The sequence below is a fragment of the Aurantiacibacter suaedae genome (genome assembly GCF_005434915.1).
Lineage (GTDB): Bacteria > Pseudomonadota > Alphaproteobacteria > Sphingomonadales > Sphingomonadaceae > Alteraurantiacibacter > Alteraurantiacibacter suaedae.
In genome coordinates, this window is record NZ_SKCG01000004.1 from 180,850 (window position 1) to 193,479 (window position 12,630).

11 protein-coding genes are annotated in these 12,630 nt (G+C 62.0%); 6 read left to right on the top strand and 5 right to left on the bottom strand.

Going from position 1 to position 12,630, the window contains the following annotated elements; genetic code table 11:
• Positions 1-365: 365 nt before the first annotated feature.
• Genes E0473_RS14840 through E0473_RS14850 form a run of 3 tightly spaced genes read left to right on the top strand, consistent with a single transcriptional unit; the run spans position 366 to position 4,104 of the window.
• Positions 366-1,448 carry a polysaccharide biosynthesis/export family protein gene (locus E0473_RS14840; protein WP_241657545.1) on the top strand — a complete coding sequence of 361 codons (1,083 nt, stop codon included), beginning with the start codon at positions 366-368 and terminating at the stop codon, positions 1,446-1,448.
• Positions 1,448-2,869 carry a GumC family protein gene (locus E0473_RS14845; RefSeq protein ID WP_137681698.1) on the top strand — a complete coding sequence of 474 codons (1,422 nt, stop codon included), beginning with the start codon at positions 1,448-1,450 and terminating at the stop codon, positions 2,867-2,869. The genes E0473_RS14840 and E0473_RS14845 overlap by 1 nt, the downstream gene beginning before the upstream one ends.
• Complete coding sequence (locus E0473_RS14850) at positions 2,824-4,104, top strand: O-antigen ligase domain-containing protein (RefSeq protein ID WP_137681699.1); 1,281 nt, start codon at positions 2,824-2,826, stop codon at positions 4,102-4,104. Before E0473_RS14845 ends, E0473_RS14850 begins: the two co-directional genes overlap by 46 nt.
• A gap of 218 nt (positions 4,105-4,322) precedes the next feature.
• On the opposite strand, the gene E0473_RS14855 is transcribed toward E0473_RS14850, so the two are convergent.
• Genes E0473_RS14855 through E0473_RS14870 form a run of 4 tightly spaced genes read right to left on the bottom strand, consistent with a single transcriptional unit; the run spans position 4,323 to position 8,581 of the window.
• Positions 4,323-5,360, bottom strand: a complete 1,038-nt coding sequence (locus E0473_RS14855) for a glycosyltransferase family 4 protein (protein ID WP_137681700.1) — start codon at positions 5,358-5,360, stop codon at positions 4,323-4,325.
• Positions 5,357-6,346 (bottom strand): glycosyltransferase family 2 protein, encoded by a 990-nt coding sequence (locus E0473_RS14860; RefSeq protein ID WP_137681701.1) that lies wholly within the window; start codon positions 6,344-6,346, stop codon positions 5,357-5,359. The genes E0473_RS14855 and E0473_RS14860 overlap by 4 nt, the downstream gene beginning before the upstream one ends.
• A 28-nt stretch (positions 6,347-6,374) precedes the next feature.
• A complete protein-coding gene (locus tag E0473_RS14865) occupies positions 6,375-7,307 on the bottom strand; it encodes a glycosyltransferase family 2 protein (protein WP_137681702.1) in 933 nt (310 codons plus the stop codon).
• Between the two features lie 11 nt (positions 7,308-7,318).
• Positions 7,319-8,581 carry an oligosaccharide flippase family protein gene (locus E0473_RS14870; protein WP_137681703.1) on the bottom strand — a complete coding sequence of 421 codons (1,263 nt, stop codon included), beginning with the start codon at positions 8,579-8,581 and terminating at the stop codon, positions 7,319-7,321.
• 92 nt (positions 8,582-8,673) lie between these two features.
• Here E0473_RS14870 and E0473_RS15440 point away from each other — a divergent pair, with 92 nt between their 5' ends.
• A complete protein-coding gene (locus E0473_RS15440; protein ID WP_161981629.1) occupies positions 8,674-8,814 on the top strand; it encodes a hypothetical protein in 141 nt (46 codons plus the stop codon).
• Positions 8,815-8,880: 66 nt separating this feature from the next.
• On the top strand, positions 8,881-10,308 hold the full coding sequence (locus E0473_RS14875; RefSeq protein WP_137681704.1) for a WecB/TagA/CpsF family glycosyltransferase: 1,428 nt from the start codon (positions 8,881-8,883) through the stop codon (positions 10,306-10,308).
• Here the strand turns inward: E0473_RS14875 and E0473_RS14880 are convergent.
• Positions 10,305-11,969, bottom strand: a complete 1,665-nt coding sequence (locus E0473_RS14880; RefSeq protein ID WP_137681705.1) for a response regulator — start codon at positions 11,967-11,969, stop codon at positions 10,305-10,307. The two genes, E0473_RS14875 and E0473_RS14880, sit on opposite strands and share 4 nt — an antisense overlap.
• Before the next feature lie 246 nt (positions 11,970-12,215).
• Here E0473_RS14880 and E0473_RS14885 point away from each other — a divergent pair, with 246 nt between their 5' ends.
• Positions 12,216-12,599 (top strand): response regulator transcription factor, encoded by a 384-nt coding sequence (locus E0473_RS14885; protein WP_137681706.1) that lies wholly within the window; start codon positions 12,216-12,218, stop codon positions 12,597-12,599.
• Positions 12,600-12,630 lie beyond the last annotated feature (31 nt).

Here is a 12,630-nt window from a genome sequence, read left to right on the forward strand (position 1 = left end):
CCGGTTCTTGGGGCCGCAAAAGGGCACAAGGGTCCCAATAACCGTCGCATAACGCGAATTGTCTTTGCAAATTGCAAATTTGGGCTCTCGCAAATTGCGAAAGCGCGCTCGGCGGATCGGCAATTTCCGCAGCAACGCGTGGATATGCCGGGTTTGGCACGCTCCTTGAAACGATCGGTCCAAACGCAATGCAAGGACCATAGTCGATGCCGTTCAATGTCTTCCGTAGTGTTTCCGTTGCCGCGATGGCGGCGTCGCTTGGCGCCTGTGTAACAGGCCCGGCCCCGGCCAACATCGCCGGTGCGTCTTGGCTACCTGGTCAGAGCCTGGAGAGCGGGAGCGGGCATCCTGAGGGCGACTGGGTAATGGCTTCGCCCGTCGCGCGCGGTGCCCCGACATGCGACTGGCGCGCACCGCGCGAACTTGACAATCTGCGCCGCGCGCGCGCCGAGGAATTCCTCGATCAGGCATCTCCGCTCTCTCCCGGCGACAGGCTGACGCTGCGTTTACTTAGTGATGAGGCACTGGGCGGCACCTATGTCGTCCAAAGCGATGGCACGATCCTGATCGCCGGTCATGGGCCGCTGATTGTGGCGGGCCTATCCCTTCCCGAAGCCGAGGAAACGATCCGCAGCGTCCTGGTGGAATCGCAAGTCGTGCGGCCACTGCGCAATGCAGTGTCGCTCTCTCTGATCGAGGCGGCGGGCGTGCCGGTTGCCGTATCGGGCGCGGTCTTTTCTGAAGGCGCGGTGCGTGCGGGTGAGCGGACGCCGGAAAGCCGGATCGGCCTGCGTGAAGGTGAGGTGAGCGGCGACGACAATGTTTCGCGCAGCGTGGCGACCGCCATCCGGGCGGCAGGCGGTGTGCGGCCGGATGCGGACGTTCAGCGCATCTATCTCGTGCGGGGCGACGCCTATGTCGAGCTGGACCTTTCCGGTCTGGCTCACGGCTGGGCAGCGCGAGACGTTTCCGTGGCTGCGGGCGACCGGGTTATCGTTCCGAGCCGCGGGTGTTTCGATCCGGCATTGGCCCGGCCGACACCGCTTACGCCGCCGGGGATCAAGGTCTTCATGTCCAATCTGACACGCAGCGCGAACAACAATGCGGGCGCGGCCATCGGCGCGGAGACCACTTCGCTGCCTTACGGCACGCGGCTGCTTCAAGCGCTGGTCGCGATGAACTGTGTGGGCGGTTCCTACATGCAGTCGGATCGGCGCGCGGTGCTGATCTCGCGCAATCCCCGCACCGGGCAGAGCATCGTTATCGAGCGCGACATCGAAAAGCTGGTGCGTGCAGTTGGGCGTGATGCGGCCAATCCGCTGCTGATGCCGAACGACGCCATCGCGTGCTACGACAGCCGCTGGTCCAACTTCAACGAAGTCATTGGTTCGATCGGAAGTGCGGTTGGCAGCGCAACACCGGCCCTGCTGCTGGGTGGAGTGAACTGATGGAGCGCACCAGCCCCTACTTCAAGCCGACCCCGCGATGGCTCGTGCGCGCGTGGGAGTTCACACGTGACGGCTTGCCCTCGGTCGGCCGGTATCGCCGCTATATTACCGCGATCTCCATCCCGGTGGCCGCTATCTGGCTGGTCACGATTGCCTATCTCGCTTTCGTGCCTGACAAATTCGAGAGCCGGATGACCTTGATCCTTCCCGGCTCCGGGGTAGGTGGCTCGGTCAATCTGGAATCGATCGGCCAGGCCACGGCCACCACGGCCTCCGCGTTTTCCAGCACAACGCTGAGCCCGACAGAGAACTACAAGCGGCTGATCACGTCTGACGTGGTGTTGCGCGATGCTGCCCGCCGAGCAGGCGAAGACGAGGATGCCTTCCCCGTCCCGCAGGTGAAGTTGATCGATCAGACCAATCTTATCTCTCTGACCATTCCCGGCGGATCGCCCGAGCAGGCCCGCGTGCGGATGGAAGAGCTGCGCGCCGCTTTCATGACCGCGCTTGAGATCCTTCGCGAGGACGAAGCGAACAAGCGCGAGCGGGCCGACGCTGCGCGTATTGCCGAACTCGAACACAAGGTCGACGCCGCTCAGGCTGCCCTATTGCAATTCCAGAGCGAAACCGGCCTCATCTCGCTGGAGCAGTTCGCCGGCCGCGTTTCGGCGCTCGACCAGATGAAAGTTGCCGAGCGTGAGCGCAGCGTGATCGCGGCTGAAAGTGGCGGCACGGCTGGGCGCCTCGCGTCTTCCCTGCAGATCAGCCTGCCGCAAGCCCGCATGGCAATGCAACTCAAGGCAGATCCTGTGTTCCGGCAATTGCTCACCCGCTATGCCGATACGGTTGCCGAAGAAACGCAGCGTAGCGGCACTCTCGGCTCCGCTCACGGGGAGATCGAACGGCTGAATGCCGAACGCAGCGAATTGCGCGATGCGCTGGCCCGCCAGGGTGCCCAGCTGACCGGCGCCGATGCGGCAAGCGTGCTCGCTTTCTCCGATCTTGCTGTGTCTGACACCCGCGAGAGACTGTTCGAAACGCTGACCAATCGTGACAGCATTCACGCTGGCAACCAAGCCGCTTTGGCGGAATTGCGCCGACAAATCTCGCAAGAGAGCCAGCGCGCGGGCGAACACGTCGCACAGGCGTCGCAACTTGCCGAGCTGGTGCGCGATGTGCGCGTTGCCGAAGCGGTGTTCAGTTCGGCGCTCGCCCGGCTCGACACCAACAAGGCTGATTCCTTTGCGTCCTATCCGCTGGTGCAGACGCTGGAAGCGCCCTCGCTGCCGCGCACCCGTTCATCGCCTACGCCGATCATCGCCATCGCCGGTGCCCTGGGTGCCAGCGTGTTTGTCCTCTTTGGGTTTCTGCTGCTGTGGCTGCGCCAACCGATCATCCGCAAACTCCTGCCGAACGCCTGATCTCGGTAGCGATACAGTCCACCTGGCTGCTCTGGCTGCTGGGTGGGCTGTACATTGCCGGGCCGGTGCTGGGTTGGGTGCTGCTCCTGCTCGCATGTTGGCAGGCCTATGTAGACCCGACGGTGGGCGCACGCTTTGTCCGTCTGCCGCTGCTCATATGGCTGTGGGTCATCGGCATGGCGGCCATGCTGCTGATCCTGTGGATCGGCCATGCCAACTTCGATCTGGGTACGGGCAAGACGATCAAATCGTCAATCGGCTGGGCGAAAGGGTGGGCCCTGATCGCACTTTTCCCGCTGGCGGGCGCGCTGCTGCAGGTGCGCGAGCAGGTGATCTATCGCGCGATTTGCAGGCTTGGGTTGCAAACGTTGGTGCTACTGCCGCTGTTTCTGGCCGCGCCCTTCATCGGCCTGCCCGAGACATTGTGGGTATCCCCGCTCAAGATCGTCGGCGGCCCGGGCCCGGAGTACTTCGCCACCACGCTTTATACAATCGAGCCGGGAGCAGGCACACCGCGCTGGCAGTTCTTCGCCCCCTGGTCGCCTGCGGCCGGGATGATTGCCGTCATCTACGTTCTGCTCGCCGCACGTGACAAAAGCGGCACCTGGCGAACTGTCGGCATCATTGCGGGTCTGATGCTGGCCTTGCTCTCACAGTCCAGGCTGGCGATGGTAGCGTTAATCGTGATCCCGCCGATTGTCTGGGGCTTGGGACGGATCGACAAGGCCTGGATCTGGTTTCTCGCCGCGCCGGCGATGGTGCTGCTGGGGATCGTTGGACCTGCGCTGCTGGAGTTCTTCGAAGCGCTGATGAGCGACTTTTCCGCCGCGCGCGCCGATTCCAGCCGCGTCCGTGAGACGCTGGGGCGCATCGCAATCGAACGCTGGCAGGCAGAAGCGTACTGGTTTGGCCACGGTATCGTCGAGAACGGGCCTCACCTGGTCGAATATATGCCGATCGGCAGCCATCACAGCTGGTACGGCTTGTTGTTCGTGAAGGGGCTGGCAGGTGCAGTGGCGCTGGCGATACCGCTCTTCAGCACACTTCTTGCCCTTGCATGGGGCGCGCGGGAAGGAAGCGCTGAACGCATGGCCTTGGCGATGACGCTCACCCTGGTGCTTTACAGCTTTGGCGAGAACCTGGAGATTCTCGCCTATCTGTTCTGGCCCGCGCTGGTCCTCTTGGGCAAGGTGCTTGCCCAAGAGGATAGCCAGAAGGGCAAAAGCGAGGCGTGAGCCTGGATCGTGCTCTCGCAAGGGCTCGGCTCCGTCAGACGGCGAACTTGGATCGCATTGCTAGCCACGTTTGGCAGCGTCCACGCAAAGTTTTCCGCTTCACGACGACAGAACTTGCCCGTGCGGATCGTTCGATCCGGTCTTTTCGCAGCAGCCCAAGCGCAAAAAAGGCCGCCCCTCCGATCTTAGGAGGGGCGGCCTGAAGAGTCTTCGCCAGTTCAGGCAGCTTGCCGCGCCTCCCCCTCAGGCACAAACAGCTTGCCCGCCGTCTCACTCCCGGCGTCGGCGAAGACCTCCTTCCAACTGGCCAGAATCGTGTCGTGCAGCCCTGCCACTTCGCGCCTCCCGGCTCGGCCCATGTCGTGAAGTGGCAGCTTCCGGAAATCGCAAATTGCCGCAGCAATTTCGGCGGCTGTGCGCATTGGCCGCGCGATACCAGCAGATCCGGTCTGCTCGGGCAGCCCATCCACGTCGGCCACCAAGATCGGCCGCGCTGCCATCCGGGCTTCTGTGGCTACGAGACCGAACGCTTCGTAGCGCGACGGCACAATCACCGCATCACAGTCTTGCAGGAACTCCGCTGGGCTGTCGATGCGGCCTCTGATGTGAATGTTGAGCTTGCCGACTGCGGCCTTGCGCAAGGCCGTCAGCTCCGGTCCATCTCCGATAAGCTGGAGAATGATCTCCCCCGGCGCAAACAGCGATACGGCCCGGACAAGCTGCGTGAAGTTCTTCTCGCTCGCGAAGCGGCCATAGGCCACGAGACGCAAGGGCCGCTCCGGCGCCCAAGGGACATTCGGAAGCGCAAACAACTCCTCACGCCCACACCAGGGGTGAATGACACGCAGCTTGTTGCCCGGAATGCCGACGGTTCTGGCAAGCCAGTTTCGTTGCGCCTGGGAAACGCAGACGATCTCGTCATACAAGGAATAGGCCAGCCGCACCAAGGCATGGAACCTGCGCGGCGCTTGCACGCGCTCGCGCACAAACCCTTCAGTATAGCTGTGTTCAACGTGGACCAGACGCGCATCGCGATTGCGGACTCGCAGCGAAAAGAGGAACCCCAATCGCGACCAGCATGGCGGCATATGCGTCACCAGCAGATCGGCATCGAAGTTCTCGGCAAGCAGGTCCTTCCCGATAGCTACCGTTCGCGAGCGCGCGTGTTCGGTCAACTCGCGATGGTCAAACAGGGTGAGGGCCCGCGTGACCCCGCCGAAGGCGAAATCATCAAGCAGATGGACGACGTTGATCATGACGCGGCCTGCTTGAGATAGAGCTGCGAGATCCCTTGGAAGCGTGCCTGACCCAGCACCTTCGCTGCCGCTACGGCAACGACAGTGGTCGCGCTTTTGCGTGGCTCTTCTATCAAGATGCGCGGGCTGAGGCGAAGGGCCTGGCCGAGCAGCTCGCCAGCGAACTCGCCATTTCCCAGCTGGATCGCCCGCCGTGCCAGATAGCGCAATTGGTAGGCACGCGCCGAATTGCCATGCCGGTCCACCAGATCGGGCGCATATTGCGACGCTTTGCGCAGCATCGCAGTCCAGCTGAGATATTGCTTGACGACATTGGCGGAAAGCGCCCCGCCGACGATGCGATATTCGGTCAGTTCGCCGGCAATGCCCTCGAAACGCACCCCATGCGCAGCCGAAAGGCGCACCCAGAGGTCAATGTCTTCTGACTGCCGGAAGTCCTCGTCGAACCAGCATCTGCGCGAGTGTTCGCGTGGATGGAAAAACATCGCGGCGTCAATGGCGGAGCGGCGCAGAACCGGGGCGCTGCCATTGCCAATCGGATTGCGCCGCAGGATATCCTCGGGGCGGATGCCAGTTAGCTTGGGGCGCATTGCCACCGACAGCGCGTTGCCCGCGCGATCGATCATGCGCGAACCCGAGTAGCTGACCCCGATCGACTTGTCGGCTTCCAGATGAACATAGTGCAGACACAGCTTGTCATCATGCCAGCGATCGTCGGAATCGAGCAGCGCGATATAGGGCGCGCGTGACGCCGCAATGCCGCTGTTGCGGGCACCGGCGAGGCCTCGATTGGCCTGCGTGACGATGCGAATGCGCGCGTCTGAGAAGCTGCGTACGATCTCCATCGAGCCGTCTTGTCCGCCATCATCGACCACGATGAGTTCGAAATCGCTGAAAGTCTGTGAAAGGACCGACTGGATCGCTTCGGCCACGTAGGCCTCGACGTTGTAGACGGGCATAACAACGGAAATTTTGGGCGTAGTCATCGATAATCCCCTCGATAAATTATTCAAATCAGGAAAAAATTCTGACGCTCACGCGCTGCGGGATCAGGCTGTTGCCGATCACTGCGCTGAATGTGAGCGCGCCGCGGCGCATGTCCGCAAAGAAGGCGCGCCAATCCGCCCGGACACCGTCGAATGCCATGCGTCTGGCAAGGTGGGCCGGGCCGCCGGCACGCAGGATACGGCGGGCCAGGTAACGGCAGTACACCGCTTCTGCGCGGCGCATGTCGAAGTCGGCGGCATATTGCGCAGCGAGCCGTCTCCAGCCCGACAGCATGGCCTCGTAGTTGCACGAGAGACCATCCGGGCTCAGCCGATAGTCGACCAGACAGTCGTCCAGCCCCACGATCTTGCGGCCCTCAGCAACGAACCTTGCGAGAAACTCCTGGTCTTCTGCATGGTTCATGCCTTTGCGAAAGCCTCCCATCTGACGAAATGTCTCGCGACGGATGACAAGGTTCGACGTGGTGCAGACCGGATTCTCCGGCAGCACTGTCTGCAATTGCAGCGGGCCGGTCGGCACGGTTGAGAAGGTCAGAGGCTTGGCTAGCTCGCCGTCCTCCCGTTCCGAGCGAAAGGCGATCTTGGCAAAGCTGGCCTCGATCGTCGTGTCCCGCTCGTGCAGGGCGCGATGACGCGAAAGCTTGTGGACGTTCCAGCAATCATCGGCATCGAGAAACGCGAGGTACTCTCCTCGGGCCAGAACCGCGCCGTGGTTCCGGGTTGCGGAAACACCTTCCTGTTGCTTGGAGCACAACCTGATGCGTTCATCCATGCAGGCGAAGTCCAGCATGGTACGGAAGCTGTGGTCGGTCGAACCGTCGTCGATAAGGATCAGCTCGAAATCTCTGCAAGACTGGGCGAGCACGCTTTTCACCGCTGCCGCGATGGTCCGCTCGGCGTTGTGGACGGGAATGATCACGGAAAAACGGGGGGTCTTCATCAGGCTTCTCCTCAGGTCGGAACGGAATGAAAGGTGCGGGAAAACAGGTGCGCGATGGCTGCCGGGAGCAGCACCAGCGCCAGGCCCGCAGCATAGGCAGCGCAGGCTGCGGTGAGAGAATGGGTGGAACCGGCGGCAAGCCCTCCAAGGCCGGTGACGGTAGCTGCCAGTGCGATCCGCGTTTCCACGAGAGGTCGTTTCTGGGCGCGGAACCACGCGCCGATCAGCGAACCGGCGTAAAGCGGCAGCGCAGCGAGCGAGAGCAGCGCGATATAAGGCGAGGCATCGATCCACTCGGGGCCGAACACCAGCGGCACGTAAAACGGTGCCAGCAAAGCCTGCGCGGCGACGACCGGGGCCAACAGCACCAATCCCAATGCGAAGGATTGTCGGAACAGACGGGCGCGTTGTTCGCCCTCGGCCTGCTTGCACAGCAACGGGAAGATTACCGTGTTGCACGCTGCAACGAACGACAGGGTGATACCCAGCCCTGCATTGAAGGCGAAATAGTAAAGGCCCAGCGCCTCGCTTCCCAGCAGCGCACCGATAACGAGCTTGTCGGCATGGATGCGCAGCGCGGCGATCAGTTCTGAGCCGAAAATCGCCGGTCCGTAGGAGCTGAACTCGCGCACCGGCGCATAACCGGCAGCGGGATCGGCCACCCATGCCCGGGCACGGCGCGTCAATATCGTCCACACCGGCGCGGTCAGCAGCTTGGGCAGCACGATCGCCCAGGCGCTTGGCCAGACGACCACGAGCGCCAAGGTAAGGCAGTGGTCAGCCATGGTTTGCGTCGCGCCAATCCGCGCGGTTGTGGTGAGGCGCGCGTCGCGCATCAGCAGGAAAACCTGCACCAACGCCGGAGGCATACAGGCATAGACGCCGGACAAGGCAGCCAGCATCAACGCCGCTTCGGAGAGATCCCAGACCGCAACCAGCGCAGCCGCCACGCCCAGCTGAACGCCTGCTACGCCCAGGCAAACGGCCCAGAACAGGCGGCGGGCCGTGTTGCAAAGAGGCGCCAGTTCGCTGTCGGTCGCCGCGATGATGCGCTGGCCGATCCCCGCATTGGCAAGCACGCGAATCAATTCGAACAGAGTGAGTGCGAGCGCCGCAGTGCCGAGCAGTTCGGGCGAAGTGCGGCGCGCGATCACAAGGATGGCTAGGATGCGCACGATCCGCGTTGCCGCCTCGGCCGAACCATAGGCAACCAGACCCTTCGCGATCGGGGCTATGCCGTTGGGCAGCCTGGCAGAGAGTGTACGTGCGAACATGAGTGGCGGGTCCTGAACTGGTTTCGCCACCGTCCTCTCAAAGACCGTGCCAATTGCAGAAATCCGGGCTTTTTTGGATGCCCGCAGCCTGAGTGAACCGCATCGGCGCGGCAATTTCGCATTCTGCAACAGCAACTGTCGCGAAGTGCGAAGGCGGGCGCACGCAATTTGCGAATATGCTGCGCGGCGCTGCCCCTGCCTTCAATGAAGAAATCGCACAAATGCCTGATTAAAGACCATTATCACCGTTTGGCACGGCAATTGCTGGAAGTGGGTCGTTCCAAACGAAGGAGGGCTCGATGAAATACTATCCCAGAAACGCAATCGACACGTGCGACTTTGAAACGGTGATTGAGAGGATCAAGGCAGGCCAACCTGCGCCGACCGTTTCGATGTTCGGCCAACCTGTCGTTCAAGGCACCCGCGAAGCCATGGCCCGGGAAATTGTTTTCCGTGCCGCGCGCGCAGAACCCACGGTTGTCAATTTCCTCAACGCGCATTGCGTGAACACGCTCTATAAGGATGCCGGTTATCGCCGAGCCCTCGGTGCCAGCGACCGCCTCCTACCCGATGGCAGCGGTATGTCGCTCGCTGCAAAAATGGCAGGGGTGGAACTGGGAGAAAACCTCAACGGAACCGATCTGTTTCCGCATATCTGCAGCCTTGCCGAACGCGAGGGTCAGGCGATCTTCCTGCTGGGGGGCGACCATGGCGTGGCCGACGGCGCCGCTGAATGGGTTGCGCGCAGCTTCCCGCAAATCGACATTGCCGGCACCTGGCACGGCTATTTCGATGTGGAGCAGGAAGACGCGCTTATCGAGCGCATCAATCGCTCTGGCGCCTCGATCCTGTTCGTCGGATTTGGCGTTCCTTTGCAGGAAAAGTGGATTGCCGATAACCGCCATCGCCTCGACGTGCCTGTGATCCTCGGCGTCGGCGGACTGTTCGACTACTATTCGGGCCGCATTCCGCGCGCGCCGAAGGCTCTTCGGGCGGTTGGCTGTGAGTGGGTATGGCGTCTGGCGATGGAGCCGCGGCGTCTGGCCACGCGCTATATCGCCGGGAACCTGGCTTTCATGGCACATGCTGTTCGCCACGCGCTGGATGCTCGCAGCCTTCCCGTGAAGGCGTCGGCAACCATCAAGCGCGCGATGGACATGATGCTTGCCACCATGGCGCTCGCGATCCTCTCCCCGATCTTCCTTGCAGTGGCCCTGGCCATCAAACTTGAGGATCGCGGTCCGGTGTTCTTCCGGCAGACACGCATCGGCGAGCGCGGGCGCAACTTCCGCATGATCAAGTTCCGTTCGATGTATACCGATGCCGAAGCCCGCCGCACAGCGTTGCTCGCGCATTCCGAACGGGATGGAACCTGCTTCAAGATGAAGCACGATCCGCGCATCACATCGGTGGGGCGGTTCATCCGCCGGACCTCGATCGATGAACTTCCGCAGCTCTTCAACGTGCTGACAGGAGAGATGTCGCTGGTTGGCCCGCGGCCCGCGTTGCCCTGCGAGGTGGCGACCTATGCCGGGAAAAGCTGGCAGCGGTTGGGCGGCAAACCCGGCATCACCTGCATCTGGCAGGTGAGCGGACGCGCCGAAATCCCGTTCAAGCGGCAGGTTGTCATGGATTGTGCCTATCTGCGCCGCCGCGGCTTGCTGACCGATCTTTCGCTGATGCTGCGTACCGTTCCAGCCGTCATCACCGGGCGGGGAGCTTACTAAGTGTGGATCACGTGCCCTTCATACAGGTCATCGCAGGCCGCCAGGCTTGCGATGACCGTATCGTGCAGGGGTTCGAGAAGGCGCTCGCGCTGATCGCTCCGTGTTTCCCTTATCTCGGCCATCTGCTCCACCAGGGCGACAGCGCCCACATTCAGGCAGATGCCCTTCAGACTGTGCGCGAACCTGCGGGTCCGCTCATCATCGCCGGCCCGGATCGCCTTGGCCAGTTCTTCGCTATTTTTCATGAGGTCCTTCCGGAACGCCTCAAGCATCTTTTCGCGGAAGGCCGGCGGCAAAACCGTGAACGCTTCGATGAACACCTCTTTGTCGAATAAAGCCCTTTCTGCGACCTGCCCAGCTTCAGCAGACAGAGCTTCGCGCAAGGCAGCCTCGAGCGTATCGCGCCTGATCGGCTTGACCAGGCATTGGGACATGCCGGCAGTCAGCAGGCTCTGCCTTTCGGCCTGGAGGCTGTGTGCGCTTATGCCGATAATCGGCACCCGAGCCTTTGGTCCGGGCAGCGCCCGGATGGCCAAGGTGGCCTCCTCTCCGGTCATGATCGGCATCATCACATCCATCAGCACCGCGTCGAAACAGTTATTGCGGACGGCTTCGACAGCATCGAACCCATTGGTCACCAAAGTGACCTCTCCGCCCAGCATATCGACCAGCTGACTGATGACGACAGCGTTGCTTTCGGTATCCTCGGCCAGCAGGATTTTTGGAGCCTGGCCTTCGGCCGTTGTCAGTGCGGTGAATTCGCCAGGCGCACTTGGAGCTGGCTTGGAACGTTCATTTATCGAGCTTTCCCCGGTCTCATCTGCGGCCGTCAGAAGTTGGTCGGCAATTGCCGCGAGGCTGTCGGCGGATTCGAGCGCTCTGGCTGTAAGTTCGTCACCGGGATGCCGCTGAACGAGCAGTTCCATTGCGCCGATCAAACCGCCCATTGGCGTGCGAATGCGGTGGGCCATTTCTGAGATAAAGCGGTTGCGCTTTTCCAGTATCTGACCCGTTTCCGCCTCCGCACGGCGGAGCGCTTTCGTTAGCCGATCAAGTTCCTTCACGCGCCGCTCTGCCCGTAGCTGCAGAGCCCGCACACGGCGAGCGTTGGCGCGGTTCTCGGTCACATCGTTTACTGTGGCAAAAACCACGAAAGCACCTGCGGCGGACGTACTTTCCCGGCGCACATGCCACTCCAACCAACGCATCTCGCCGTCAGGTCGCAGGATGCGGTGCTGGAACGTGTGATCCTGATCTGGGGAAACCGAAGCGTAACGGTTGCGCGCAACACGCGCGAAACGCTGGCGGTCGAGCGGGTGAACCGCCGCTTTCAGCGTCTCCATGCCCACTTCGGTTCCTTCCGGAAGCCCCAGCAGAATGGCAAGGTTGGAGGAGGCCGTGAACCCGCGATCGGGCGCTGCGTAGATCGTCGCCATCTCCGCGAGCCGCTGCGCGCTGAGAAGCTTTCGGTTTTCGATGTCGAGCCGCTCGACAAGTTCGCCTTCACGTTTGCGCAGCTCGTTATTTGCGTGGTCAAGCTCGCGCATACGCCGTTCGAGCATCGTTTCCGCGTCTTCCAGCGCCGTGTTTGCGCGAGAAAGACGGCGGGAGAGAAGCTCGATCTGCTTTTCGTGCGGGAGATCAGCCCACTCGTTTCCCATCGGCAATCTCCCTCTCTACATCGCTGCTCCTTGCCGCATTGGCTGCAAGGCATTGGCCAAGGTCGGTACGGCATCGAATATCACGTGAAGAGGGCGTGGCGCAAAACCGCGCTATCTTTGCGTAACAAGAGCCTATCGTCTCGTTCATTCCATCGTCTGTGCTCCCCGCACAGCGGGCCGACGCTTAACTGCTTATTTCCCAATGCCTCCTAAGGTGAGGCGATAACTCCATGCCGAGGATGCCCCATGGCCTACATTCTGGTTGCAGACGACGATGACATTCTGGCCGAACTGGTCCAGATTCGTCTCGAAACGTCAGGCTACGAAGTGTGTGTGACAGAGGATGGCGGAGCGGCTTTGACACAAGCCCGGTTGCGGACGCCGGATCTGATCGTTCTGGATACGGTGATGCCAATCCTGTCCGGGCCCGAAGTGCTGCGGGTACTGAAATCGGAACCCGAGTTATCGAATGTTCCGGTGCTGATGTTGACTGCTCGCGCAGGGCAGGACGACATTGCCGGCGCCCTGGAAGGCGGTGCCAGCGAATATATGACGAAGCCCTTCGTCCCGGAAGACTTGTTGGCCCGCGTGGAAAAGCTGTTGGCGGCCAGCAACTCGCCGCAGGATTGACGGGTTCTTCCACCCGCCAGCGCCGGGTGCC

Coding starts and splice junctions, on each gene's coding strand:
- E0473_RS14875 (WP_137681704.1), top strand. CDS start 8,881: ATGAAATACTATCCCAGAAACGCAATCGACACGTGCGACTTTGAAACG.
- E0473_RS14885 (WP_137681706.1), top strand. CDS start 12,216: ATGGCCTACATTCTGGTTGCAGACGACGATGACATTCTGGCCGAACTG.
- E0473_RS14840 (WP_241657545.1), top strand. CDS start 366: ATGGCTTCGCCCGTCGCGCGCGGTGCCCCGACATGCGACTGGCGCGCA.
- E0473_RS14870 (WP_137681703.1), bottom strand. CDS start 8,581: ATGTTCGCACGTACACTCTCTGCCAGGCTGCCCAACGGCATAGCCCCG.
- E0473_RS14880 (WP_137681705.1), bottom strand. CDS start 11,969: ATGGGAAACGAGTGGGCTGATCTCCCGCACGAAAAGCAGATCGAGCTT.
- E0473_RS14860 (WP_137681701.1), bottom strand. CDS start 6,346: ATGACTACGCCCAAAATTTCCGTTGTTATGCCCGTCTACAACGTCGAG.
- E0473_RS14845 (WP_137681698.1), top strand. CDS start 1,448: ATGGAGCGCACCAGCCCCTACTTCAAGCCGACCCCGCGATGGCTCGTG.
- E0473_RS14855 (WP_137681700.1), bottom strand. CDS start 5,360: ATGATCAACGTCGTCCATCTGCTTGATGATTTCGCCTTCGGCGGGGTC.
- E0473_RS14865 (WP_137681702.1), bottom strand. CDS start 7,307: ATGAAGACCCCCCGTTTTTCCGTGATCATTCCCGTCCACAACGCCGAG.